This window comes from Peribacillus sp. S4, assembly GCF_046715815.1.
GTDB lineage: Bacteria > Bacillota > Bacilli > Bacillales > DSM-1321 > Peribacillus > Peribacillus frigoritolerans.
Genome location: NZ_CP175708.1, coordinates 4,323,742 through 4,350,207 on the forward strand (window position 1 = coordinate 4,323,742; position 26,466 = coordinate 4,350,207).

The 26,466-nt window shown below is 42.7% G+C and carries 23 protein-coding genes and 2 other annotated features; of the genes, 9 read left to right on the top strand and 14 right to left on the bottom strand.

What is annotated here, in order from left to right:
- Positions 1 to 73 precede the first annotated feature (73 nt).
- From ACJ9PY_RS20535 to kdgD, 4 genes are all read right to left on the bottom strand, one after another.
- On the bottom strand, positions 74 to 526 hold the full coding sequence (locus tag ACJ9PY_RS20535) for an N-acetyltransferase family protein (protein ID WP_411738854.1): 453 nt from the start codon (positions 524 to 526) through the stop codon (positions 74 to 76).
- Between the two features lie 177 nt (positions 527 to 703).
- Complete coding sequence (garD, locus tag ACJ9PY_RS20540) at positions 704 to 2,239, bottom strand: galactarate dehydratase (RefSeq protein WP_239858789.1); 1,536 nt, start codon at positions 2,237 to 2,239, stop codon at positions 704 to 706.
- 86 nt (positions 2,240 to 2,325) lie between these two features.
- Entirely contained in the window at positions 2,326 to 3,789 is a 1,464-nt protein-coding gene (gucD, locus tag ACJ9PY_RS20545) for an alpha-ketoglutaric semialdehyde dehydrogenase GucD (RefSeq protein WP_053536105.1), read from the bottom strand.
- Positions 3,790 to 3,807: 18 nt separating this feature from the next.
- The gene (gene kdgD / locus ACJ9PY_RS20550; RefSeq protein ID WP_411738855.1) at positions 3,808 to 4,740 is read right to left on the bottom strand and encodes a 5-dehydro-4-deoxyglucarate dehydratase; all 933 of its coding nucleotides are present in this window, start codon (positions 4,738 to 4,740) and stop codon (positions 3,808 to 3,810) included.
- Positions 4,741 to 5,060: 320 nt separating this feature from the next.
- Here kdgD and ACJ9PY_RS20555 point away from each other — a divergent pair, with 320 nt between their 5' ends.
- The 3 genes from ACJ9PY_RS20555 (at position 5,061) to ACJ9PY_RS20565 (ending at position 8,667) form a co-directional block, all read left to right on the top strand.
- The gene (locus ACJ9PY_RS20555; protein WP_411738856.1) at positions 5,061 to 6,422 is read left to right on the top strand and encodes an MFS transporter; all 1,362 of its coding nucleotides are present in this window, start codon (positions 5,061 to 5,063) and stop codon (positions 6,420 to 6,422) included.
- Positions 6,423 to 6,455: 33 nt separating this feature from the next.
- Entirely contained in the window at positions 6,456 to 7,814 is a 1,359-nt protein-coding gene (gene gudD, locus ACJ9PY_RS20560; protein ID WP_411738857.1) for a glucarate dehydratase, read from the top strand.
- Between the two features lie 151 nt (positions 7,815 to 7,965).
- Positions 7,966 to 8,667, top strand: a complete 702-nt coding sequence (locus tag ACJ9PY_RS20565; RefSeq protein WP_034309657.1) for a FadR/GntR family transcriptional regulator — start codon at positions 7,966 to 7,968, stop codon at positions 8,665 to 8,667.
- 122 nt (positions 8,668 to 8,789) lie between these two features.
- Here ACJ9PY_RS20565 and ACJ9PY_RS20570 read toward each other — a convergent pair whose 3' ends face one another.
- Together ACJ9PY_RS20570 and ACJ9PY_RS20575 are read right to left on the bottom strand one after the other, a co-directional pair.
- The gene (locus ACJ9PY_RS20570; RefSeq protein ID WP_411738858.1) at positions 8,790 to 8,963 is read right to left on the bottom strand and encodes a hypothetical protein; all 174 of its coding nucleotides are present in this window, start codon (positions 8,961 to 8,963) and stop codon (positions 8,790 to 8,792) included.
- A gap of 57 nt (positions 8,964 to 9,020) precedes the next feature.
- Positions 9,021 to 9,779: an SDR family oxidoreductase gene (locus tag ACJ9PY_RS20575; RefSeq protein ID WP_411738859.1), complete on the bottom strand. Its 759-nt coding sequence runs from the start codon at positions 9,777 to 9,779 to the stop codon at positions 9,021 to 9,023.
- A 190-nt stretch (positions 9,780 to 9,969) separates the two neighbouring features.
- Here ACJ9PY_RS20575 and ACJ9PY_RS20580 point away from each other — a divergent pair, with 190 nt between their 5' ends.
- Complete coding sequence (locus tag ACJ9PY_RS20580) at positions 9,970 to 10,584, top strand: TetR/AcrR family transcriptional regulator (RefSeq protein ID WP_054399846.1); 615 nt, start codon at positions 9,970 to 9,972, stop codon at positions 10,582 to 10,584.
- Between the two features lie 33 nt (positions 10,585 to 10,617).
- On the opposite strand, the gene ACJ9PY_RS20585 is transcribed toward ACJ9PY_RS20580, so the two are convergent.
- Both ACJ9PY_RS20585 and ACJ9PY_RS20590 read right to left on the bottom strand, forming a co-directional pair.
- On the bottom strand, positions 10,618 to 11,319 hold the full coding sequence (locus ACJ9PY_RS20585; protein ID WP_411738860.1) for an alpha/beta fold hydrolase: 702 nt from the start codon (positions 11,317 to 11,319) through the stop codon (positions 10,618 to 10,620).
- Between the two features lie 308 nt (positions 11,320 to 11,627).
- Complete coding sequence (locus ACJ9PY_RS20590) at positions 11,628 to 13,076, bottom strand: DHA2 family efflux MFS transporter permease subunit (RefSeq protein ID WP_411740299.1); 1,449 nt, start codon at positions 13,074 to 13,076, stop codon at positions 11,628 to 11,630.
- A gap of 257 nt (positions 13,077 to 13,333) precedes the next feature.
- Here ACJ9PY_RS20590 and ACJ9PY_RS20595 point away from each other — a divergent pair, with 257 nt between their 5' ends.
- Both ACJ9PY_RS20595 and ACJ9PY_RS20600 read left to right on the top strand, forming a co-directional pair.
- Complete coding sequence (locus ACJ9PY_RS20595; protein WP_187049948.1) at positions 13,334 to 14,227, top strand: TetR/AcrR family transcriptional regulator; 894 nt, start codon at positions 13,334 to 13,336, stop codon at positions 14,225 to 14,227.
- Between the two features lie 143 nt (positions 14,228 to 14,370).
- Entirely contained in the window at positions 14,371 to 16,044 is a 1,674-nt protein-coding gene (locus tag ACJ9PY_RS20600; RefSeq protein WP_106026133.1) for a ribonuclease J, read from the top strand.
- 46 nt (positions 16,045 to 16,090) lie between these two features.
- On the opposite strand, the gene ACJ9PY_RS20605 is transcribed toward ACJ9PY_RS20600, so the two are convergent.
- The 4 genes from ACJ9PY_RS20605 to asnA all read right to left on the bottom strand — a co-directional run bounded on the left by ACJ9PY_RS20605 (position 16,091) and on the right by asnA (position 20,920).
- The gene (locus ACJ9PY_RS20605) at positions 16,091 to 17,509 is read right to left on the bottom strand and encodes an amino acid permease (RefSeq protein WP_411738861.1); all 1,419 of its coding nucleotides are present in this window, start codon (positions 17,507 to 17,509) and stop codon (positions 16,091 to 16,093) included.
- Positions 17,510 to 17,612: 103 nt separating this feature from the next.
- Positions 17,613 to 18,245 carry a LysE family transporter gene (locus tag ACJ9PY_RS20610; protein WP_098865504.1) on the bottom strand — a complete coding sequence of 211 codons (633 nt, stop codon included), beginning with the start codon at positions 18,243 to 18,245 and terminating at the stop codon, positions 17,613 to 17,615.
- Between the two features lie 142 nt (positions 18,246 to 18,387).
- Positions 18,388 to 19,620: an MFS transporter gene (locus ACJ9PY_RS20615; RefSeq protein WP_411738862.1), complete on the bottom strand. Its 1,233-nt coding sequence runs from the start codon at positions 19,618 to 19,620 to the stop codon at positions 18,388 to 18,390.
- 289 nt (positions 19,621 to 19,909) lie between these two features.
- A complete protein-coding gene (gene asnA, locus ACJ9PY_RS20620; protein ID WP_411738863.1) occupies positions 19,910 to 20,920 on the bottom strand; it encodes an aspartate--ammonia ligase in 1,011 nt (336 codons plus the stop codon).
- Positions 20,921 to 21,138: 218 nt separating this feature from the next.
- On the opposite strand from asnA, the gene ACJ9PY_RS20625 reads away from it, so the two are divergent.
- Together ACJ9PY_RS20625 and ACJ9PY_RS20630 are read left to right on the top strand one after the other, a co-directional pair.
- Positions 21,139 to 21,765 carry a LysE family transporter gene (locus ACJ9PY_RS20625; protein WP_063575328.1) on the top strand — a complete coding sequence of 209 codons (627 nt, stop codon included), beginning with the start codon at positions 21,139 to 21,141 and terminating at the stop codon, positions 21,763 to 21,765.
- Between the two features lie 117 nt (positions 21,766 to 21,882).
- Positions 21,883 to 22,545: a hypothetical protein gene (locus tag ACJ9PY_RS20630; protein ID WP_411738864.1), complete on the top strand. Its 663-nt coding sequence runs from the start codon at positions 21,883 to 21,885 to the stop codon at positions 22,543 to 22,545.
- Here ACJ9PY_RS20630 and thrS read toward each other — a convergent pair.
- Complete coding sequence (gene thrS, locus ACJ9PY_RS20635) at positions 22,542 to 24,449, bottom strand: threonine--tRNA ligase (protein WP_411740301.1); 1,908 nt, start codon at positions 24,447 to 24,449, stop codon at positions 22,542 to 22,544. The two genes, ACJ9PY_RS20630 and thrS, sit on opposite strands and share 4 nt — an antisense overlap.
- Before the next feature lie 59 nt (positions 24,450 to 24,508).
- Positions 24,509 to 24,731 (bottom strand) — a binding site (T-box leader).
- A 31-nt stretch (positions 24,732 to 24,762) separates the two neighbouring features.
- Positions 24,763 to 24,984 (bottom strand) — a binding site (T-box leader).
- A gap of 355 nt (positions 24,985 to 25,339) precedes the next feature.
- On the opposite strand from thrS, the gene ACJ9PY_RS20640 reads away from it, so the two are divergent.
- Positions 25,340 to 25,615 (top strand): hypothetical protein, encoded by a 276-nt coding sequence (locus ACJ9PY_RS20640; RefSeq protein WP_187049952.1) that lies wholly within the window; start codon positions 25,340 to 25,342, stop codon positions 25,613 to 25,615.
- Positions 25,616 to 25,655: 40 nt separating this feature from the next.
- Here ACJ9PY_RS20640 and ACJ9PY_RS20645 read toward each other — a convergent pair whose 3' ends face one another.
- Positions 25,656 to 26,291, bottom strand: a complete 636-nt coding sequence (locus ACJ9PY_RS20645; protein ID WP_411738865.1) for a DUF7010 family protein — start codon at positions 26,289 to 26,291, stop codon at positions 25,656 to 25,658.
- Positions 26,292 to 26,466: the final 175 nt, after the last annotated feature.

The window sequence follows — 26,466 nt, forward strand, 5'->3', positions numbered from 1 at the left end:
TCTCATGCATAATTTTAACATATAATGCCAGACGAATTGTTGTGCACAAAAAATGGGGACAAAAGACCGTGAATTAAAGCTTCATTTTCATGCCTTCATGAGTGGCTTTGAATCCTAACCGTTCATAAAATCGCAGCGCTTCTTCCCGCTTTTTATCAGTCGTGAGCTGAATGATATGGCAGCCCCGCTTCTTTGCACGGTCAATCGCATATTGAATCAACTTGCTTCCAATGCCTTTCCCCCGTTCTGTAGATGCCGTCCGAACTCCTTCGATCGTAGCTCTCCAGCCGCCTTGATGGGTAATATAAGGTGTGAAAGTGATTTGCTGCACTCCAACGATTTCCTCACCAAGGCATGCAACGATCAATTCATTATTTTCATCTGCATCAATGGAATCAAATGCGTTTAGATAGCTTTCAGGAAGCGGATTTTCATATCGCTCCCTCTCCCTCCCCAATGCATCATCCGCAAGCATCCGTACGATTTCACTTAAGTCATTTGCCGTCGCTTTCCTGAATGTGACCATGGTATCCCTCCTCATAATGTACTTCCGTATCACCCTGATGTAAATCATTCCTTCATTAATAACTTCTGCCAATAGTCCGGCGGTCCTCTTTTCTGGAGGAAAAATAATGCAACTGTAAAAATTGGACCATCAAAAAAAGGACCCCCTATAAAAGGAAGTCCTTCAATTCATTCACTATTAGGTAATTGGCGCAGGATTGAACAGTGCCAAATCATTATGCAGGCCCCAATGTTCTGCCCAGGTTTTCTTTTTACCGCTGGCCACTTCCAGAATAAGGTGAAATATTTCCCACCCGACTTCCTCTATGGTTGCTTCACCAGTAGCGATCGTTCCAGCATTTATATCGATCAGATCTTTCCATTGCTCGGTCAATGTATTTCGTGTAGATACTTTGATGACGGAAGCCATTGCGAGATTATAAGGTGTGCCTCTTCCAGTTGAAAAAACTTGAAGGTGCATGCCGGAAGCTAGCTGAAGCGTTCCGCAAACAAAGTCACTAGCTGGTGTAGCAGCAAAAATCAGCCCTTTTTCCGTTGCTTTTTCACCAGGAGCCAGTACGCCTGAAATGGGGCTGCCTCCGGATTTGGCAATGGAGCCTAATGATTTTTCCACTACATTGGCCAACCCGCCCTTTTTGTTTCCTGGCGACGGATTGGCACTTCGGTCGGCATCACCTAAAGCAAGGTAGTTATCATACCAATCCATTTCCTTTATTAAAGCTCTCCCCACTTCTTCATTCACTGCACGAGGCGTTAATAGATGAATCGCATCCCGTACTTCTGTGACTTCAGAAAATAGAACGGTTGCCCCTGCCCTGACTAACAGATCTGTGGCATATCCTACGGCAGGGTTAGCTGTGACACCAGAGAATGCATCACTTCCTCCGCACTGGGTGCCGATGACTAATTCGGAAACCGGAAATGTTTCCCGCTGCCGGCGGTTCAACTTGATTAAACGTTCCTCGGCCATTTCCATAATGGATTGGACCATCCCCGCAAATCCCTGCTGATCCTGAAGTGAAATGATATCTGAATCGTCCCCGCTTGGATTTATTCTCATTGGAGACAGTTTTTCACACCCCAGTCCAACTACCAAGGCTTCCCCGCCGAAATTCGGGTGTTTCGCAAGGTTCTGTATCGTGCGAATGGGAATGACCGCTTCCGGTGCATTGATAGCGACTCCGCATCCATAGTTGTGATTTATGGCGAAAACATCATCAACATTGGGATACTTCGGGAGTAGCTCTTTTTTTATCCGGTTCACGACGAAATCCAGCACGCCCACTACACATTGGACGCTTGTTGTAATGCCCAATATGTTCTTGGTTCCAACACTGCCATCTTCATTGCGGAACCCTTGGAATGTATACCCTTCAAGCGGGGGTAAAGTTTTCGGAATATCATTTGCTACCGGCAATTCCTTTAAATCCGGAGAAGACGGAAGTATCACCAGTGATTCGTCAATCCAACATCCCTTACTGATTGATTTTGCCGCATAACCGATAACTTCCCCATAGCGTATGATGGCTTCATTTTCGACTATGTCCATTAAAGCCACTTTGTGGCCTTGTGGCACTCTTTCTTTCAATTCAAGCCCACAAGGGAATACGGTTCCTTGATCCAAGCCTCCCGTATTAACCACGATGGCGACATTGTCAATCCCATTCACCTTAATATAAAGCGGTACCTCCGTCAGTTGCGTTTTCGTATCCACTTCACCACTCCTTCATTCTAAAAAAGCAAACAGACATCACTAAACATACACGTGCCGGTAATTTTCAGAAATACTGTTTTTTTCCCTTATTTGACAAACACCGTTTTAATGGAAGTAAAAAACTCTTTTGCTGCTTCTCCTTGTTCCCTGGAGTGGGAGCTGGAGTTTTTCATGCCGCCAAATGGCGCCTGTAATTCAACGCCTGCGCTCTCGGCGTTGACCCTGATCAATCCCGCTTCCATATCATTAACAAATGAAAGCAGATGTTTGATATTGGCTGTGAAAATCGAAGCACTAAGGCCATATTCCACGCTGTTCGCAAGTTGCAGGGCTTCTTCAACTGAATCAGCTTTCAATAAGGCGATCACCGGACCAAAAATTTCTTCCTGTACAATTGTCATATCTGACGTGCAATTATCAAAAATCGTAGGTTCTACATAAAAGCCATTCGCCTGAGGGCCTTCTTCAGCACGCTTCCCGCCAATTAGAAGTGCAGCACCTTCTTCCACTCCTTTTTCGATATAGGAAAGAACCGTATTCAATTGACTTTCGCTGGCACATGGTCCCATCCATGTCCCGCTGTCCAATCCATCCCCGATGGAAATGCCTTTCGTTTCTTTCACCAGCAGCTGCTTGAACTCTTCATATACTTCAGCTGCAACGATGACACGGCTTGTCGCGGTACATTTTTGCCCCGTTGAACGGAACGCACCTGTAATGACTGCTTCTACAGCCAGGTTAAGATCCGCATCCGCTGCAACGATCACCGGGTTTTTCCCGCCCATTTCAAGCTGGTATTTCGCGCCGCGTGCTAACGCCGCTTGTCCAATCCTTTTTCCGACTCCGTTTGAGCCGGTAAAGGTAATCCCGTTTATATCTTCGTGATCGGCGATGCCCTGCCCGATGACACTGCCCGGCCCTGTAACCATATTGACAACGCCCGCCGGGAAACCGGCTTCTTCAAAACACTCCATGATTTTCGCACAGGTGATGGCCGTCTCGGTGGCTGGCTTCACCACAATCGTATTCCCATATACGAGGGCAGGAGCCATCTTCCAGATTGGGATGGCGATCGGGAAATTCCAAGGTGTAATGACGCCGACAACACCAAGCGGAACGCGCGTCGTGAACATAAGCGCAGAACTGTCGGTGGATGGAATGACATCCCCCACCTTACGCATTCCTTCTCCTGCATAGTATTTCAGGATCGCAATACCGCGTGCCGTTTCCCCTTTTGTTTCAGCAAATGTCTTGCCCATTTCCCGTGTTGCACATTCTGCGATTTCATCAATCCGCTTTTCAAGAATTTGCGCTGCTTTATACAGATACTCCCCGCGCTCTGAACCAGCTAGTTTGCGCCATTTATCTTTCGCCTTTTTCGCTGCTTCCACTGCCAGGTCCAAGTCTTCTTTGGTGGATTTTTGTACATAACCGACAATTGCCTGTTTATCTGCCGGGTTTAAACTTTTTTCAACTTCATTTGAAATGGAAGCAACCCATTCACCATTAATATAGTTAAGATACGTTTTTGTTTGAACTGTAGTTATCATATATAATCCCCACCCTTATTAGATTGATTGAATTGGTGTTTCTTTTGGAAAACGATCTAAAGCATTCTCTAATATCGTTTGCATTTCTGCATAATGTTCTTTTTCCACCGGAAGAATCGGTAATCTGACTGTTTGCCCAACCGGCATTCCCATAATCTCCATACCTGCTTTAATGAGAGAAACGGCATACCCTTTTCGCTGACGGCGAATGTTGTTGATCGGCATGATGACCTGCTGGTAAATTTCATTGACCGTTTCTTGATCTCCGCTCAGGATGCCATTATAGAACTTTCGTGAGATATGCGGGATGTAATTGGATATCGCCGATGAATAGGAATCAAAGCCAAGTGGAACGTAGGCCGACATGGTAACTTCCGCAAGCGGCATTCCGTTCAGCCAGCCGAAACGTTTTCCGAAGGTTTGTGTAAGGAGTCCATTCAACTCCATATTGCCCAGACCGTCTTTGACGCCGACTACCTGCGGGACCTCAGCAAGCGCTTCCAAAGTTGAAAGTGAAAATGCCACATTATCACGCTGATATACGATGGAATTCAAGTCTGTACTCTTTGCGATGGCTTTGAAATAAGCCGACAGACCTGCCTGTTCTCCAGTAACGAGATATGGAGGTAATATTAAATAACCATCTGCCCCTTTATCCGCAGATATTCTGGCAAGTTCGAGGGAAGTTTGGATATTCCCGCCTACCCCTGTGTATACAGGTACTTTTCCAGCGGTGACGGATACGGCTACCTCAACCATCGCTTCATATTCCTCTTTACTTAATGATGGATATTCCGCTGCTGCACATGCCACGAAAATAGCTTCTAGTCCCTCATCTAATAAAAATTGGATATTTTGGGCGAGTGCTTGTTCATCAAGCTTATTACTCGTTGTGAATGGTGCCACGGGAAATCCGAGTATTCCTTTAGGTGCCTTGCGGATCTTATTCATTTTTTATTCCCCCCTTGTGTATTATTGTTTTATTGTAAGACAAATACACCATCTGGTCAATCGTATTTTTTTTATTTTCTGAAAAATGAAGCGCTACTTTATCCCTCGATAATTTCGCTTCTAATATATACAAAAAAACACGATAATGAAGGAGCTAAAATGAAAATCTTTTAAGAAAAAAAGCCATTGACAAACAATTTTATTTGTCTTACCATTGGACAAAACTAAATATTAAGAATTTTCACGAAGGAGGAAACGGTTAACATTGTAAGCGGTATCAATTAGAAAATATAATAAAATACGATTAAGGAAGTGAGTATATGAACGCTGAAGAAAAAGTTTTTCAACCATCTCCTAAACTGCCAAGTGCCCAGAAAAAAACACGCACACGATGGTTCATTGTCTTTATGCTCTTTTTAGTTACAGCCCTGAATTATGCGGATCGTGCGACGCTATCCATTGCGGGTACGGACATGTCTGGTCAGCTTGGTCTCGATTCAGTCATGATGGGCTATGTTTTCTCCGCTTTCGCTTGGTCTTATGTAGCTGGACAAATTCCAGGCGGATGGCTTTTAGACCGTTTTGGCTCGAAAAAAGTTTATTTTTGGAGTATCACGTTATGGTCCACCTTTACGCTTTTACAGGGGTTTCTCGGTTTTTTCGGTTCTGCGGGAACGGCTGTCATGGTATTGTTCGGACTGCGTTTCTTAGTTGGACTGGCAGAAGCCCCTTCCTTTCCGGCCAACAGCCGCATCGTTGCCACCTGGTTCCCAAGCCATGAACGCGGAACCGCGGCTGCCACTTTCAATTCGGCCCAGTATTTTGCAACCGTTCTCTTTGCACCGATCATGGGTTACATTACGTATAAATTCGGTTGGGAATACGTCTTCTTCTTTATGGGTGCTTTAGGAATCATCGTTTCTTTCATCTGGCTGAAAACGATTTATGGCCCAAAGGAACATCCTCGCATCAACAAAGCTGAGCTTGAATATATCGAAGCTGGCGGCGCCTTGATCAATATGGATCAAACCAGTACAAATAAGGAGGAACAGAAAGGTGTCAACTGGAATCATATTAAGCAGCTATTATCAAATCGCATGCTGTTAGGTGTTTATCTCGGACAATATTGCATTACGACATTAACGTACTTTTTCCTGACATGGTTTCCTGTGTACCTAGTACAAGAAAGGGGCATGACCATTCTTGAAGTTGGATTCGTCGCTTCCCTTCCGGCCATTTGCGGATTTTTTGGCGGCATTCTCGGAGGGACATTCTCTGATTTCTTGTTACGGAAGGGATTCTCATTGACTGTCGCCCGAAAGGTGCCAATTGTTGTTGGGATGATTCTATCGATGAGCTTGGTGGCAGCAAACTATGTAGATACGGAATGGGTTGTCATTTTCGTTATGGCCCTTGCGTTTTTCGGTAAAGGATTCGGGGCACTCGGCTGGGCGGTAGTGGCCGATACCTCACCAAAGGAAATGTCAGGTGTCAGCGGCGGGCTTTTCAACACATTCGGAAACATTGCCGGCATTACAACACCGATTATCATCGGATATATCATTGCCACGACAGGGTCGTTTAATGGTGCGCTAGTCTTCGTATGTGCCAATGCTCTTGTCGCGATTTTAAGTTATTTATTCCTAGTTGGTGAAATTAAACGTGTAAAGTTAAAATCATAATCAACTAAATATTCTGATATAGGGGGAAAAATCATGAACAATCAATTACTAAAGGATCATATAAAAATCGGCACACCGGTAATTTCAGAAATGAGCGTCATTCCAGTTGCGGGCCATGACGGCATGCTTTTGAACTTGAGTGGTGCCCATGCTCCTTATTTCACCCGAAACATCGTCATTCTAAAAGACAATGCGGGTAATACGGGTGTAGGTGAAGTTCCTGGAGGCGAAAAAATCCGCCAGACACTCGAAGATGCTAAAGAATTGGTTGTGGGCCAGTCCATCGGGACATACAACAACATTCTAAATGCCATCCGCAAGCAGTTTGCGGACCGGGATGCTGGGGGACGCGGCCTTCAGACGTTCGATCTTCGTATTGCCATTCATGCCGTAACAGCATTGGAAGCGGCACTTCTTGATTTAGTTGGCCAACATTTAGGTGTTCCAGTCGCAGCCCTTCTCGGCGAAGGACAGCAGCGTGATAAAGTGGAAATGCTGGGCTACTTATTTTATGTAGGCGACCGCAATAAAACAGATCTTGGTTATTTAAGCGAACCGGAAGCGGAAGATGACTGGATTCGCCTCCGTCATGAGGAAGCGCTGACACCCGAATCGATCGTCCGCTTGGCAGAAGCCGCCCACTCTCGCTATGGATTCAATGATTTTAAATTGAAAGGCGGGGTTTTGCGCGGGGAAGAAGAAATCGAAGCGGTGACGGCGCTTGCTGAACGCTTCCCTGAAGCCAGGATCACCCTTGACCCAAATGGTGGCTGGCTGCTTGAGGATGCGATTAAACTTTGCCGCGATCAACATCATGTTTTGGCTTATGCGGAAGATCCATGCGGAGCGGAGAATGGTTTTTCTGCCCGGGAAATCATGACGGAATTCAGGCGTGCAACGGGCCTCCCAACCGCTACGAATATGATTGCAACGGACTGGAGGCAAATGGGGCACTCCATTCAACTTCAATCCGTGGACATTCCTCTTGCCGATCCGCATTTTTGGACGATGCAAGGGTCCGTCCGTGTCGCTCAAATGTGTAACGACTGGGGCTTGACTTGGGGATCACACTCGAATAATCACTTTGACATTTCACTTGCCATGTTTACACACGTTGCTGCAGCCGCACCTGGAAAAATCACTGCGATCGATACCCACTGGATTTGGCAGGATGGGCAGCGTTTGACGAAAGAACCTTTTAAAATTGTCGGCGGAATGGTCGATGTCCCTTCCAAACCCGGACTTGGAATTGAAGTGGATATGGAACAAATCGAGAAGGCACATCAGCTTTATAAACAAAAAGGACTTGGTGCCCGTGATGATTCAATGGCTATGCAATACTTGGTTTCCGGATGGAAGTTCAATCCGAAATCACCTTGCCTTGTCAGATGATTTTTTTCCAACAATGCGTGCGTCTCTCTCTTTAGAGCGGCGCATTTTACTTTTTTTGGACATAGGTCTACATGCAAATAAGTGTATTATATTATATAATTAGTCTTACAGTAGGAATACATATAGGATTTAACAGAAAAGGGGTTACACAATGGAAGAATCGTCAAAGAAATTAGGCGTACAATCGGTACATCGCAACACTCTTTCACAACAAGTCGTGGATCAAATTGTGCATCTGCTCGTCACTGGACAAATGAAAGCGGGCGACAAACTGCCTCCTGAAATGGAGCTTATGAAAGAACTTGAAGTAAGCCGGCCTGTTTTACGTGAGGCGCTCAGTGCCCTTGATACACTAGGGGTCATTACACGGAAAACGCGTGAAGGAACCTTTTTTAACGATAAAATCGGTACACATCCATTCTCTGTCATGCTTGCGCTGGCTACGGATAATTTACCAGCGATCATCGAAGCGCGAATGGCTTTGGAGTTGGGATTAGTAACAATGGCTGCCGAAAAGATCACAGACGAGCAACTGGAGAAACTGCAGGTTACGATTGACACGATTGCCAATAGTGAAGACAACGATTATGGAGAGGCCGATAAAGAATTCCATAAGATCATCGCTTTAAGTGCGAACAATCCCATCATTGAAGGCATGATCGATTCCTTATTGATCACTCATAATAAAATAAATAGCTTGATTCAATTCAGGGAACGGGAACTGACTGTGAAGTATCATAAAGCCATCTATGCTGCACTTGCAGCACATGATCCACATGAAGCATTCAGCCAAATGTACAAGCATCTTGATTACGTCCGTCAGAAAGTCCTTCAATATTCTCACGAACATTAATATATTGTTTGCGAGGTACCGCAGCAAACTAATGGATCACTCAATGATTCTATTTCATAAGGAAAGTGGATTTTTTCAGGGAACCTATTTTGCTTCCGAGATTTCAGAGTTCAACTTATCTTTTAAATCCATTGATAGCATAATTCTTTTTGAGAAAAACTGGATAGCAGCGGAACTATCCAGCCCCCACTAATCCACTTTCGATTGAAATCACCCAATGAAGTCAAAACCTTCATTATGGAAATTTCCGGATAACCACAATCCCCACCCAAATACCCTGCCAAAGCTCCACTCAAAAAAACATGCATCCCTGCTTACTGGCAGGAATGCATGGATTCTTTTTAATTCATGGCTTAATATGCACTCCAACCAGCATCTGCCGTAATGACAGTACCATTAACAAAACTGGAATCGTCTGAAGCAAGGAATAATGCCACTTTAGCGATTTCCTCAGGTTTGCCGTTTCGTGGATTGATCGCCATACCCAGTTGTTGGCGAGAGAAGCCAAACTCATTGATATTCGTCATGCTGGAACCAATATTGGTTTCTACTCCGCCTGGTGCTATAGCATTGCAGCGAATCCCTTTATTGGCATACATGTAGCCCGTGTTTTTCGTGAAACCAACGACTGCATGTTTAGAGGCAGTGTAAGCAGCACCAGCCCGGGCACCGTACAAACCGCCAGCAGAAGCAATATTGATGATGACCCCTTTTTGTTTTTCTAAAAAAATCGGCATCACCTTTCTAGTCGAACGCATGACGCTTGTCGTGTTAATGGCAAAAGTCCAATCCCATCTAGAATCTTCAATGTCCCCAGCAGGTTCCATGCCATCCATGATACCCGCGTTATTCACCAAAATATCCACCGTTCCATACGTACTGACCGTGGTATCGATCAAATGTTGAATATCTTCCTCCACCGCTACGTTCGTTTTAATGGCAAAGGCCACTCCGCCATTCGCTTTTATTTCTTCCACCGTATCATTCGCACCATCAAGATTTAAATCCGATACGACGACTTTAGCTCCTTCTCGAGCATAATCTATGGCAATTTGTTTCCCCATGCCTGATGCTGCTCCTGTCACAACGGCAACTTTGTCTTGTAATTTCATTTGAACTCCCCCATTCATTCTAGTGAAGCGTTACTTATTGTACAGATGTTCATTATCTACCTTCCTTTATAGTATAATTAGTTTCAGTAGGCTTATACAATCAGCAAATGCTGTCCTCAATGTTGAATAATGAACAGAAAGTAGGAACTATGTTTATTAAAAGCACAATAACGAACAAAGGATGAAGAAAATGACTGATAATAATACTGGGATTGATAGAAGGATCAGGAAATCCAAAATGGCTTTGAAAGAATCCCTCATTTCTTTAATGCAAAGTAAGGATTTCAGGGAGATATCGATTACTGATATTGTAGAACTCGCCGACCTTAATCGGGGTACATTTTATAAACACTATCAGTACAAAGAGGAACTGCTTGAAGAGGTCATGGAGGATGTGATTGCCGATTTGATCATATCTTACCGGGAACCTTATAAGAACGCCGAAACTTTCACCATCAATGAACTAACGGCTTCGGTCATCAAAATATTTGAACATGTAGCTAACCATGCAAACATTTATACCCTCATCCTAAAGTCAAATGCATGGCCTACATTACTGGAACGGATTTGTAATGAGTTGAAGAAACTTCCAGTGGAGGACCTGGAAGATTACCGGCCGAACCCTAAGATCAATAAAGAACTTGCCTCCAGTTACCAGGCATATGCGATATTGGGCATGATCATCGAATGGGTCAACACTGGCTTTAAATATAGCGCTGACTATATGGCTGAACAGCTGCTGGAAATCCTTAATAATAAATCGGTGAATGCCGTCTTTAAAATAAACCATTTAAAGCAGAAATAAGAGGGCTGCACCAGCAACCCTCTTATTTCTGCTTTAAATCGCCTGCCCTTTGGAAAGAAAACTTTTTACGACAGACAAGAAAGCTGGTAAATCATCTTCATGGACAAAGTGTCCGGCATCCTCTATCGTCACCAATTCGCAATTCGGGATAAGCTCGGAAACCTCCTGCAATTTGTTTTGGGGAATATGGCTGGCCCCGCCCCCTATAACAAGCGTCGGCATCATAATATCGGTGAGGCGTGCCCACCATTCTGGATCGGGTTCATTAAGCTGCTGTAGAATCGAAGGCACTACCTGCCAATCAAACGGCAGTGGGACAGAAGGCCTGGAAGGAACCTCCATTGGTTTACCCGAGAAAGGAGGCGGCGTATCTTCGACAATCAACCTTTCTATCCTCGAAGGAAAGGTTTGCGAGAAAAGATAGGAAACCGTCCCCCCCATGGAATGCCCCATTAGCGAAAACCTTCCCAAATCAAGCGCATCTGCAAAAAGAAGCAAATCATCACGCATCGATTCAAAAGTATATGTATTCGTTCTCGCACTCCCACCGTGGCCCCGTTGATCTAAAGCTAAAACACGATAACTTTCTCCTAATGCGGCAGCCGCTTCATCCCATGATTCCGAACTTTTTCCCAGTGCATGAAGAACAACAAGCGGTGGAGCAGAAACATCCCCGCACTCCCGATATTGAAACGTGAGTCCATTCAACTCAATTTGATTAACCCTAATTTCCATCTCCGTTCACTCCCAGGATCGGATTCGCCATTTTGAACCCCGATCTATTTTTAAAAAAACCTCTAAAATACTATGTTGACTATAAGTAAATTATACGTTTATGCCTTCACCCATTTATTCATCCTGCATCTGTTCATTTCTGCCTTCACACCTTCTATTCCTGCCTTCATCCATTTATTCATCCTTTGGCTTCATTCCGCAGCAGCCTGAATTACATTCCGCTACGGGCCTTAACGTGAAAAGCAGAATAGAAAAAGCCCCATGCTGCCTGAACGATTCAGGTGGCATAGGGCCTTTTATTGTTTCATTTAAGCGGTTTGATCTTTTTTCACAGCTGGTTTTTCTTCAGCCGGCCAAGCACGCTTAATGAATAATGCCAGAATCAGCGCCACACCGGCAATGAAGGTAGATACAAAGAAGGAGAAGTTAATTCCATCCAGCATTGCCTGCATCCCGATTTGGGCTTTCATTTGGCCCATCATCTCAGCGGAGGGCTGGCTCGTTAATTTGCTCATCGCTTTCGTCATTAAATCTTCGGCAGTAGAAGCTGCACGGTTAGACATGACCGTAACGAGCAATGCCGTACCGATCGCCCCGGAAATTTGGTTCAGTGTGTTATTCATGGCTGTACCGTGCGGGTTCATGCGGGCTGGCAGCGCGTTCAAACCATTTGTCATGATCGGCATCATGGACATTGACATTCCGAAGGAACGAACGGAAAACAGGATTACAATTTCTGTATACGTGGTTTCCATTGATAATTTACTTAGCAAATACGTAGTTACCACAGTGATAAGCAAACCGATTGAAGCAAGGATGCGGGCACCGAACTTATCGAAAAGCTTACCGGTGACCGGTGACATGAGGGCCATTAATAACGCACCTGGAAGCATCAATAATCCAGAATCGAATGGTGAAATGCCACGTACTGTTTGTGTATACATCGGAATTAAGATCATCCCCGAGAACATCGCCATGTTCAGTACGATTGAGATCGTTGCGGATAAAGCGAACATCGGGTGCTTGAAGATATTGAACTCAAGCATTGGTGTTTCCATTTTAAGCTGGCGTGTTATGAAAAGGATCAGGGAGATGGCACCGACAATCAGTGTTCCGTATACTTCAAGGCTATCCCACCCCTTGCTGCCTGCCGAACTGAATCCGTAAAGCAAACCGCCGAAGCCTAAGCTTGAAAGGATGACCGATATTTTATCAATTGAGATATCGACTTTTTCCTTGTGGTCTTTAAGTTTAAAGAAGCCGAAAAGAAGCACTAGTAAAGCTAGCGGAGTAATGAAATGGAATAGCATTCTCCAATCATAATGTTCGATGATCCAGCCTGAAAGCGTCGGCCCGATTGCAGGGGCAAACATCATGACCAAACCGAATAGTCCCATTGCCGAGCCCCGTTTTTCAACAGGGAAAGAAGTTAAAAGTACGTTCATTAATAATGGCATCATGATTGCCGAACCTGCAGCCTGAACCATACGTGCGCTCAATAATAGCGGGAATACATGCGCTACACCTGCCACGATCGTCCCGATTGAGAATAGGAGCATGGCTGTCAGGAACAGATTACGCACCGAATATTTTTTTATTAAAAAGGCAGTTGTCGGAATCATGATTCCGTTCACGAGCATGTAGCCTGTTGTCAGCCATTGGACTGTGGAAGTCTCGATTCCCAGGTCTATTTGGATTGATGGCAGTGCAATATTTAAAAGGGTTGAATTCAGTATCGCTATGAACGCACCGACCATCAGTATGGCCAAAATGCCATACGAACCTTTTTTCTCATTTATTTGTGCAGTACTCACTTTTTATCTATTCCTCCATTCAAACTATTGGTTCATTTAATTAGACGAGCGGTATATTAAAAACTCACAAAATCAATAATATACCCCTAGTTCATTTTTTGCAATAAAAATTTACTGGTTTAAATAAGGGTTTGTGCTGTGATGAAAAATAGAGTACGATTAATTTTATACAAGCAGTATAATGAAAATCAGGTGATATAATGAACAATCGAAGGCAGAATGTCATCGATACGGCTCATAAGCTGTTTATTGACAAAGGCTACCAAGCGACGTCCATTCAGGACATTTTAGACGGCAGCGGTATATCAAAAGGTACATTTTATAATTATTTCCCTTCGAAGGGTGAATTATTTATAGCTATTTTCCGCTCATTTTATACAAAGATTCGCCATGAACGGGAAAAACTGTTGATTGGTCAAGATTCCGCCGATATTGAAATTTTCATCCGGCAGCTCGAACTGCAATTGATGGTGAACAAGCAAAGCAAATTGCTTATCCTGATCGAAGAAGTCCGTGTTTCCAATGATGAAGAATTAAAGCAATTCATCAATAAGACGCTATTGTTGAGCTTACGCTGGATGTATAACCGTTTTATCGATATCTTCGGTGAAAGTAAAAAACCCTATCTTTTAGATAGCGTCATTATCTTTCATTCGATGATGACCCACATGAATCATTTTAGTTACCGTGCTAATCCCGCCGGTACACCGGATATACAAATTATCCGCTATTGCATGAATCGCATTGTCCATTTAGTCAATGAAGTGGCTGAAAGCGGGGAACAGATCATTGATCCGGAATTAATGGATACATGGTTTCCAAATTTCACAAACCAGCTTGATGCTTGCCATAATGATTTGCTTCATTCCACCACGGAATTGAAAAAAGCGATAAACAAAGCTATTCCTTGCGATGAAGATCGAAGAAGAGCCATTGAATTGGTCGACTTCATCCAAGATGAGCTGATGCAGTCAGATAAACCGCGAGAATTCCTGATAGAAAGTCTGCTGGCCACTCTGAAAACCGGATATGCTTCACAGATCCAAGCATTGGAGACTTTTGAAGAAAGCATCCATTCTTGCTTGAGCCGATGAAGATTGAAGATACACACCTACCGAAAGCGGCAGGTGTTTTTTTTATGGCTTTTTGAATTAGCCTGATTTAAAAAAAGAGTTGGTTTTATAAAAGCTACCTCAGGAAACACTATCCTTATCATAATAAAGGGAGGTCTATCTACTTGAGTGTGAAAGAAAATGCTTTGTCCATATTGGCTCTGGGCGGAGTGAATGAAATCGGTAAAAACATGTATGTGATTCAATATTCTAACGATATCGTCATTATTGATTGTGGTGCAAAGTTTCCTGATGAAAGTTTATTAGGAGTCGATTTGATCATTCCTGATATTTCCTTTCTTCAGGAGAATAAGGAGAAGATCCGCGCTTTGATTGTGACTCATGGGCATGAAGATCATATCGGCGGTATCCCTTATTTCTTGAAAAAATTGAATGTGCCCATTTATGCCACACGTTTAACACTTGGTTTGATTGAATTGAAGTTAAAAGAACATAACCTTTTGGGTGATACGGAATTAATCCAGATCGATTCGGATTCAAAGCTGGAATTCGGGGAAATGGTTCTGGACTTTTTCAAAACGAATCATAGTATTCCCGATTGCCTCGGAGTCACCATGCATACGCCGGAAGGCACGGTCGTTCATACTGGGGACTTCAAGTTTGACTTGACTCCGATGAATGATCAGTATCCCGATATTCATAAAATGGCCAAAATCGGGAGTGAAGGTGTCCTCGTTCTACTATCGGAAAGCACGAACGCAGAGCGTCCCGGCTCCAGTCCCTCGGAGCATCTGGTTGGCAGCCATATTGAAGAGGCCTTCATGCAGGCAAAACAGAAAGTCATCCTTTCGACATTCGCTTCAAATGTCAATCGTGTCCAACAAGTTGTGAACGCTGCACAGAAGACAAACCGGAAACTAGCCCTGATTGGACGAAGCATGGTGAACGTCGTAACCGTTGCCATTGAACGCGGCTATCTCGAGGTTCCTGATGGGATGCTTATCCAACCACAAGAAGTCGATAGTTATGCTCCGGAAAGGGTCGCGGTTTTATGTACAGGAAGTCAAGGAGAGCCGTTTGCCGCCCTTTCCCGCCTTTCCAGTTCGAATTATCGGGATATGAGCATATTGCCTGATGATACAGTGATTCTTGCCTCCACACCAATACCCGGAAATGAACGGGATGTTTCACGTATCATCGACAACCTGTTTCAACTGGGCGCGAAAGTCATTTACGGTTCTGGGACTGTAACGGGCATGCATGTATCCGGACATGCTTATCAGGAAGAGTTAAAACTCATGCTTACCCTGATGAAACCTAAGTATTTCATCCCGATTCACGGTGAGTATCGGATGCTGCACCAGCATCGATTGTTAGCTGAGTCTGTCGGGGTGGAGAAGGACCATACTTTCATCATCAATAATGGTGATGTGGTGGATATTGAAAACTCCGTTGCCCGTCAAACAAGAAAGGTGGCTGCCGGCAATACCTTTGTCGATGGTGTTGGCGTCGGGGATGTTGGAGAGATCGTTCTGCGGGACCGCAAGCAGCTTTCCGAAGATGGAATGCTCGTCATCGTCATAACACTAAGCAAGACAGAAAGAAAAATAGTATCAGGACCCGATACCATTTCCCGGGGATTTGTATATGTTCAAAATTCCGAGGACCTCCTAAAAAATGTAAATCGTATTGTCACGAAAACGGTCAACGACTTACAAAGTGAAAAAATATACCGGTGGAACATCATTAAACAAACCATTAAGAAGGAACTGGGGCAATATCTCTTTAATCAAACTAAGAAAAAACCAATGATCCTTCCAATTATCATTGAAATTTAGCGCCAAATTGAAAGGAACTCGACTTTGAATTAGTCGAGTTCCTTTTTTAATCGAGTCCTGATTTACTCGCTTTTGCGGCCATTGCCTTGTTCTTATTCCATACCTTGAACTTCATGAAAAGGGCTGCAAGACCGATGATCACGATGAATAAAAGGCTGATGAAAAATCCTGGACGTATCTCTTTTTCAAGCAGTGTTCCACTTACTGCCGCTAAAATTAAAAGCAGTCCGAAAACCGCCGTAATCTTACTCCACATCTTATTTTCCAAGATTTTGAATGAAGAAAGAATGATGAATGCCCAGTTATACAAAAGCAATATACCAGCAGATGTTGTAATGTATTCATAAATCTTTCCTGGCAGGAGCAAGGCAGTGATGATTGATCCTAAAAGACCTAAGGCTCCAAGCCCCAGTGACGGCAGCGGAAGATCTTTGAATTTCTTGATCTTTTGCATGAATAATGTGGGTGCATTCCCATCATTGGATAGCGTTACCAATAAATTGGTTACACCGAATAGTGAAGCGGTCATCGTCGAGAAACCGGCAATGATGATCGCACCATTAAAAACGTGCGGGAAAAATGTCAGGTGATAACTGTCCAATGCCGAAACGAATGGGCTTTCTTTTTCACTGAATGCCCCTAATGAAATCATGGATACGGCTAATCCCAATGAAACCACATATATAATGGTAAGGACCAAGAGCATGATCGTCCCTGCCTTTGGTGCATCTTCTTTCTTTTTAAGCTGCATCGCCATCAATCCAATGACCTCAATGCCGCCAAACGCATAAAAGGCATAGATAAGGGATGTCCAAAACCCCTTTAACCCTATTGGGAATAATTCATTGAACGTATTCGGAAATGATGGCGGTTTCGCTCCAGCAAGACCGAACCAGCCGCAAACGGCACATATTGCAATGATGATAAACATTACGATAGCTGCTGTCTTAATTACAGCAAGGATGTTTTCCACCCCGTCGAACCCTTTTGTTCCCAGCAATACCACCACAATTGAAACAATGGCAAAACCGGATGCAAATAGCCAAAGCGGCACTTTCGGGAACCAAAATTGAGATAATAGCGAAAGCGCAGTAAGCTGGCTTCCCATGATCAATATATTGGAGGACCAATAATTCCAGCCACAGCTAAAGCCTGCCCAACGTCCAAATGCTTTATTGGCATAATAACAAAAAGAACCTTCTTGAGGGTCGGCAGCCGTCATCTTGGCAAGCAGATTATAAACGATATAGGTACCCAGTGCAGCCAATACAAATGAAAATACAATGGATGGCCCAGTCGTTTTAATCCCTATGGTCGATCCGAGGAAATACCCTGTCCCGATCGTACAGCCTACGCCGACCAATGAAAGCTGCCACCATTTCATGTCGCCCTGTTGTTCACCCGAAGCATTGGAATCTTGGACAGCCTTTCCTTTCGCTGAACTGCAATTGGCTTTTGTTGTCATAACATTACCCCCTTCCATCATTCATAGTGTTGATAATGCCACAATGAATTATGCAAGAAAGAAGTTTTCAAATACCTTATGTAATAATCTAATGCATTCTGCTTTATGATAGGATGGCAGCAATTCCTTGGTAAGCAAAATAAACCCCAAAGCCGACCAATGATAATCCAGAGATGATCGAAATGGCCATTAAGCTTTTTTCATTTAAAAACCTGCGAAATCCATTCGTTAATGCCGCTACAAAAAAATCCCAGCAAGTAAGACCAAGAAAGATCATCCCGCTATAAATGAAAAGTTGGGATGTCCCATAACTTGAAGCCGTTTTAGCTAAAACAGATCCATATATCCCCAACCAAAATAAAATGGACAATGGACTGGTCACGGACATGATGAACCCAGTCAAAAAACAGGAAATTAAAGAATCTCTATTCCTGTATTCATTTAATAATATCGTATTAACCCGTAATATACTTTCGATCCCGGAATAAATAAGCACAAATCCGCCAAAAAGCCAAAGAAATATCTGGACGATCGGGATTTCTAAAAACCGCACCATTCCTACATATACTAAAATCATGAACAAGGCATCTGCGATCATCGACCCTGCCCCAACGATCCACGCGTGCCAAAACCCGTTCTTGATTCCTTTATCGATACGAGCGGAGTTCACCGGGCCGATCGGTGCTGCAAGGGTAAGTCCTAAGAAAAAGTAACTTAGCAGTAAATGTACACTCAAAAAGCATCACTCCTTCGAGCTAGTTCATGACTTGTACATTTTATGTGACAACCCTCTGCCTATAACCACATGCCAAAAAAATTTCCCGATTCACAAAAAAAGCCGTGGAAAGCCCGGCTTTTTGGAGATGTATTGAAGCCGATTAGGCAGCAGCTTCTTTTTTGTCTGAACTAATGAATTTCATAACAATCAATACGATGCCTATACCGATGATCCCAGAAATGATATAGGTCATATTGATATGATTTTTCATGACAAGGGACATGACCGGAGGGCCTGCCGCAACGCCGATGAACCTTGATGACATGTAGAAGGAGGTTATCGTCCCCCGCTGTTCCTTTTCTATATTTTGAGTGATGATTGCGTCGAGTGTCGGCAATAAAGCACCAATTGCTATGCCCACCAGGCTTGTTATTATCAATAGAAGGACGACCCTGTTTTTAGTAAAACCGACAAATACAAGGCTGATTGAAAGGACAGCTAAACTGATCATGATGATCTTTTTCATGATTGGTAATTCCCCCTTGATTTTTTTCCCTGCAACATAAGAAGATACGCAAAGAAAAAATAGCGGGATCGCTATCACTAAACCTTTTTTGATACCATGCAAATCATGGATTTTTTCCAGATTATCAGACAAAAAGAAAAGAACACCGAACAAAACCAACATGACAAAGACACCAATGAGGAAAACCGTATATAACCATTTTCCTTCCTTTTTGAATATTTTTTTCGTATCATGCCAGAAATCCTTGAATTTCTTCGGCTCATCCTTCTCCTTTGGTACCTTTATAAAGAAAAAGACCAAAACAATAGATATTAAACTGAAGAATGAAATCGAGAAGAATGGTAAAAACCAGATAAATGCAGCAAACAGGGAACCCAATATTGGACTAAGCACTTTCCCAAACGTATTCGAGGTTTCTATGATTCCCAAACAAGAACTCGTTTTTTCATCATCATCTTTGTATAAATCCCCCACCAAAGGCAATATGATGGGTGAAGCCCCAGACGCCCCAATCCCTTGCAATACCCTCCCAATGATGATCCATGTATAGGGATTTTCCATTTTCCATGACGCATAACCAGCTATCAAACCACCGATAAGGGCTAGGATCAAGCTTGGCAGAATGACCATTTTCCGTCCGAATCGATCTGATAAATAACCAGCAATGGGAATTAAAAAGATGGATGCAACGGAATAGCTTGTTATCACCATACTTGATTGAAATGAGGATATCCCCACCTTTTCCTCGAAAATGGGCAAAACCGGGATAAGCATTGAATTTCCAAGTGTCATAACCAATGGAATCGATGCCATACTAATCAAGCACCACACGCTTACATCTTTATTTTGCTTCTCATGAACTTCCATACTTACACTCCTCATCCATTATAAAAGCAACTTATTGCATAAAAGGTAACTATTTGTGAAACCAATTTGTTTTGCCATCATATATTAGATGTCTTAAATTATTATGTTATAGTGCAGAAACATTTATTCAGTTGCGCTTCTCCCAAAATTACCCCTATTCCCTTTAAAACAAAAAAACCATTCTGTTTAAGAATGGTCTATCTTTTTTTTGCTTGTACAAATTTGGATAGAACTCCATTTGCCTACAGTCTAACCATTCTGTTTAAAAATGGGTTTCCCGCTTTCGTCTTTATAAAAGAATAATATTCCTTTTTTCACATTCCTCTATTATTTGGTCATTCCATACCGAAACCTGAACCTCGCCAATATGTGCTTTCTTCAACAAAAACATGCATAATCTGGATTGCCCTATTCCCCCGCCTATTGAATACGGAAGCTTTCCTTCCAATACGGCCTTATGATAATCGAGTACCTTACGATTCTCGTTTTTGGATAATCTTAATTGTTTTAACAATGACCTTTCATCTACTCGAATGCCCATTGAAGAAACCTCAAAAGCACATTCCAAGAGTGGGTTCCATAAAACGATATCTCCATTTAGATCCCAATCATCATAATCCGGTGAACGTCCATCATGCTTTTCCCCCGATTGTAAAGCTCCGCCAATTTTCATAATGAAGATTGCACCATATTTCTTCGCTGCCACGTTCTCTCTTTCCTTCGGAGTAAGATCCGGGTATAAATCCTCCAACTCCTGGGTCGTAATGAAGTGAATGTCCTCAGGTAACACAGGCTTAAGCAGATGATGGAATTCAAACATATAACGTTCGGTCGATTTAATGGCACTATATATTTTTTTCACTTCGGATATTAATGTATCCACGTTACGTTGTTCTTTCGTTATGACTTTCTCCCAGTCCCATTGATCCACAAATATCGAGTGTAAATGATCCAGTTTTTCATCACGTCTTATTGCATTCATATTCGTGTAAATGCCTTCATCACAAGCCAAACCATACCTAGAAAGAGTGATTCTTTTCCACTTTGCCAAAGATTGAACCACTTCTATTTGTTTATCCTTAATATCCAGAGCATCAAAGGTAAGAATCCGCTCCACACCATTTAAATTGTCATTGATACCATTACCTTCATGTAAAACGAAAGGGGCTGATACTTTAATAAGGTTTAACTCATTTGAAAGTCCTTCTTCAAAATGATCCTTCATTTCATTTATTGCAATATCAGTATGCATGATATCAAGTATTGTTTTGTATTTATTCGGCATTGATAATTCAGGCATAATACTCCTCCAATTCCGCTTTGAATAGCGCATGCACTAAAATAGGCGTCTTTCCATTTGACTAAATTACATTATGAAGGAGTTTTCTGTGTTGTTACAAAAATACCAGGTCAGACAAGGCGGACTAAACTCAAGAAATAGAACTAAAAAGGTGGTACAAGTCCAAATGTTTGAATACATTCAAATAAGCGAAGATGTATAAACGATGAGGTGATGAATTGGGTGTTTTTTTCAGCTTTGTATTATTAGGTTTATCACTGGCGGCTCCTATCGGTCCCATAAACGCTGCTCAATTGGACAAAGGAATCAAGAAGGGTTTTTGGCATGCCTGGGTATTTGGCTGGGGTGCCATTTTAGCGGATTTTGTTTTTATAGCCCTCGTCTTTTTCGGTGTCGTCCACTTTTTGGACAACTCCTTCATGAAGACATTTTTATGGCTTTTTGGATTTTTCGTCCTGACCTATACCGGAATCGAAAGTCTGCTAAGTGCAGGTAAGATTGAAGTGAATGCACGAAAAGCGAAAGATTCCCTTTTCTCTTCATTCCTGACAGGATTCATCATGTCCCTTTCGAATCCTTTATCCATTTTGTTTTGGCTGGGAATTTACGGATCCATTCTCGCAAACTCCGCTTCAAAATATGATATGGATCATTTACTTTTATACAGCTCAGGAATCCTTATCGGCCTCTTAATCTGGGATTTCGCAATGGCCATCATCGCCAGCACCTTCAGACGCTTTTTATCCAAACCCATTCTAATGGGCATCTCGATCATTTCGGGGATATCCCTTATAGGAATCGGCATATACTTTGCCATCCAGGCAGCAAAGGTTTTATTTACATAAGTATTTACTCGTGAGTTCGCATTAAATAGATAAATTAGGCCGCCTATTTTAATGTCCTTCTTTGTCCCCTCATTGTTCATAGCCTGAAAGGGTAAACACAAAGGGAGGATTTCTTGAATGTATAATTACGGCTACTACCATTATAATGTTCCATATTATACTGCTCCATATTATTACGATGATTCTTATGCTAATTTGCCTTATTATGATGACAGACTGCCAGTACAAACACTGGTTCCAGTAGCCACTATCCAGAGCCATTTAAACGCAGGCCGGCAAGGTCATTGCTTCAGAGGATTTTGGGGTAACACCCCGCACACCTTTATTTTAATGGGGATAAATAATACTACTGGAATGGTACAGATACTCGAAGGCGGCATACCAAATGAGGTACATCATACAGATATAGTTGGATTACAATACCTAGGATTAACATGCCTGTCGAAGGTCATGGCGGTGGACAAGGCGGTGGACAAGGCGGCGGACATGGTGGCGGACAAGGCGGCGGTCATGATGGCGGTCATGGCGGCGGACAAGGCGGCGGTCATGGCGGCCCTGGGGGTAACTGTTTTCAGCAGTTCATTCCTAGTGTTGGCTGGGTATGGATTTGTAGATAAAAAGAAACAGCCGATTTATTCGGCTGTCTTTTTTATTCCATTTACTCGTGAGTTTCTCGCTTTTACTCGTGAATTCTGGCCTTTTACTCGTGAGTTTCTCGCTTTTACTCGTGAATTTCGGCCTTTTACTCGTGAGTTCCAATTTAAGCTGCTTTCTTGTTAGATGCTGCGTTCTTTTATTTGCTGGACCATTTTCTTGATGAACGTTTCTATTGTGACATTTTCAAATTCTTGTTCCCCATATTTCCGGACATTTACTTCATTTTCTTTTTCTTCTTTATCTCCAAGGACCAGCATATATGGGATTTTCCCCAGCTGTGCTTCCCTGACTTTATACCCCAGCTTTTCATTCCGATCATCGATTTTCACTCTTATGCCTTGATTCTTCAGTGCATTTTGAACCTGTAAACAATAATCCAGATGAACTTGTGAGACTGGGATGATCTGTACTTGCACCGGGGCGAGCCATACCGGAAAAGCACCGGCAAAGTGTTCTATCAGGATTCCGAAAAAACGATCGATCGATCCAAAGATGGCACGATGAATGACCACCGGACGAACTTTTTCATTATTTTCATCGATGTAAGTCAGATCAAATTTGTCGGGCATTTGAAAATCAAGTTGGATTGTTGCACATTGGTGGCTTCGTTTTAATGCATCTTTAATATGAAAATCAATTTTCGGTCCATAAAATGCCCCGTCTCCTTCATTTACTTGATATTGTATCCCGATGCTTTCCAGAACATTTTTCAGGGCTGTTTCAGAAGCTTCCCAAAGGGAATCATCGCCCATTGAATCCTCCGGACGAGTCGAGAGCTCAACGGAATACTCGAATCCGAAAGTGCGATACACCTTATCGATCAGATGAAACACTTGTTTTATTTCACTTTCGATTTGATCCTGCCGTACATAGATGTGGGCATCATCCTGACAAAATGTACGGACACGCAGCATCCCGTTCAATGCACCGCTATATTCATGACGGTGGACTTGACCGAATTCGGCCATCCGGATGGGTAAATCCCTGTAAGAATAAAGACTGTTTTTGAAAATAAGCATATGACCCGGACAGTTCATTGGCTTCATCGCGAATTTTGTTTGATCCACCTCAGTGAAGTACATATTCTCGTGATAATGATCCCAGTGGCCCGACTGTTCCCATAACCGCTGGTTCATCATGAAAGGAGTCCGAACTTCGTCATAATCAGCTTCAGTCTGAAGCTCCCGCGAGAACTTCTCCAATTCATTTCTAACGATTTGTCCTTTCGGTAAATAAAATGGCATTCCAGGGGCTTCCTCCGAAAACATGAATAATTCCAACTGCTTCCCTAATTTACGGTGGTCGCGTTTGGCCGCTTCTTCAAGGAATTTAAAATGATCCTGTAAATCCTTATTCTTTCGAAAAGCCACGCCATACACCCTTTGGAGAACTTCATTTTGATTGTCTCCCCGCCAATAGGCACCAGATACACGAGTCAATCTGAATGATTTTACAAATGATGTGGATGGAAGGTGCGGCCCTCTGCAAAGATCGATGAATTCCCCCTGTTGATAGAGCGTTAATTTTTCACCATTGGGGATGTTCTTTGCTATATCCAACTTGAAAGACTCCCCTCTGCCCTCGAATAACTTCACAGCTTCTTCATAAGTCACTTCTATCCTTTTAATTTCCAGATTTTCACTTATGATATGTTCCATCTCTTTTTCAATGGCCTGCAGATCTTCTGAGCTCAAAGGATGATCTAACTTAAAATCATAGTAAAAACCGTCTTCCACGACTGGTCCCATCCCTAATTCCACATTTTTGTATAATCTTTTCACAGCCTGTGCCAAAACATGCGCAGATGTATGTCGCAATACGTGTAATCCTTCATCCGAATCGAGAGTCAAGATCGACAGTTCACCATCCTGAATAAGCTTGTGACTTAAATCAACCAATTGCTTATCCAGTTTTCCAGCTACTGCCTTTTTCCTTAAACTTGGGCTGATTGAGCCTGCCACACTTTCCACTGTGATCCCTTGCGGATACTCCTTTTGCTGCCCATCCGGGAATTGTACTTTAATCATTTTTTCATCCATCACATAAACACCCCTTTTTAATAATAAAAAAACGCACACATCCCTATGCAAGGGACGAGTGCGTTTACCCGTGGTTCCACCCAATTTCCCATAAGCAAAAAACACTCATGGCTCTGGAGCTTGTAACGCAGCTTAGACGATATCAGTTACTTTTTGTTCACCGATATAGCTCAAAGGCGGTAAATCAGTTTCCTAAGCCAGGAAGTTCGCAGCTGCCCTTCCCTCTCTGCAGGCCGTAAAAATGATTCATGTCCTTATCATCGCCATATTTTTATATAGAAAAAAACGCACTCATCCCTATGCAAGGGACGAGTGCGCTTACCCGTGGTTCCACCCAATTTCCCATAAGCATAAATCACTCATGGCTCTGGAGCTTATAACGCAGCTTAAACGATATCTGTTACTTTTGTTCACCGATATAGCTCAAAGGCGGTAAATCAGTTTCCTAAGCCAGGAAGTTCGCAGCTATCCTCCCCTCTCTGCAGACCGTAAAAATGATTCATGTCCTTATCATGGCAATAATTATAAAAAACGCACCCATCCCTATGTAAGGGACGAGTGCGTTTACCCGTGATTCCACCCAATTTCCCATAAGCAAAAAATACTCATGGCTCTGGAGCTGTAACGCAGCTTAGACGATATCAGTTACTCTTGTTCACCGATATAGCTCAAAGGCGGTAAATCAGTTTCCTAAGCCAGGAAGTTCGCAGCTGCCCTTCCCTCTCTGCAGACCGTAAAAATGATTCATGTCCTTATCAATGCTTCTAAAATTTTATATTGTTATATATATTACAATATATTCCCATAAGTGACAACCTTAATTTTTTTCATTTCATTACTGACACCAAATTGGTATAATTAGTAAAAAAGGAGTCTCTATGAAACGTTTAAGCAATTGGTCAATCGTATTTGCAGTGATTGGTATCCTTTCATTTTCCTGTTCCCTAGCTTTTTCAAAAGCCTCCGAGCTGCTTATGATTTCAGGATTCGGTGCGTTGCTAATTGGTTTGTTATGCAGCTTAGGGGCCATATATAAAAATGAAAGAGGAATGTCAAAATTTTTGGCTGTGGCTGCATTCTTTCTTTTAAGTTTCATTATCGTTTGGAATGAACCATTTCAAATTGTCAGGCTCTTGACCTGGATGAAAAATTAAATGAAAAAACCCGTTCACCATGACGGGTTTTTTTATTAATTCATTCTTCATCGGTTATCGTTCGGCTTGAATTCTTTATTCCTAGCCATAGCGTAAGTCCAGTGGCCCAGAGTATTAGTGCGCATCCAAGGCCGAGCAATGATAACGGTGCAAGGATTTGGTGCTCCCCAACCATGACGGTGTCTGGCACAATCAGCCATGTAATAAGCGCCAATAAACAGAGAAGCACACCTGTTGCATAATAAACCTTGATTTGGAAAAGTGACGCCAATGGTAAAAAATGAATCCCTACAATAATGGCGATGACTCCCGGTATAAGATCGGTCTGATTGATCAAGTTACAGATGGCAATGGCAATCCCAATCAGCAAACCTTCGGCAATGAAGACCATATTAAACAAAAATCCGATACGCTTAAGACGTCTTGCCCCATCATCTGAAACTTGATTGGACATTTTTTGTGAAGCATGTATTAATGAAATGCCAACGATAACCATGATGATTCCCACGAATATGGCTGCGAGTTCCACGTATGGAAACCCCCACCCCTGCAATCCCATTACACCAGTACCCGCCCACAGTGTTCCGAAGACCGCCATGAAAGTGACTCCAATTCCAGAACCGCGAAAAGCCTCTTTCATCATCAGTTTCCTTTCATCCACAGTATAATCGTACATAGAATAATATTGCACCACTTCCCCAATTATTCAGCTATAAAAAAATCATTTGAGATGAGATAATGGCCGTTTCGCAGATATATTCTGTTTTTCGCAGATATAATTCGATTTTCGTTGATATAATTCGATTTTCGTTGATATAATTCAATTTCCGCAAATATATTCCGTTTTTCGC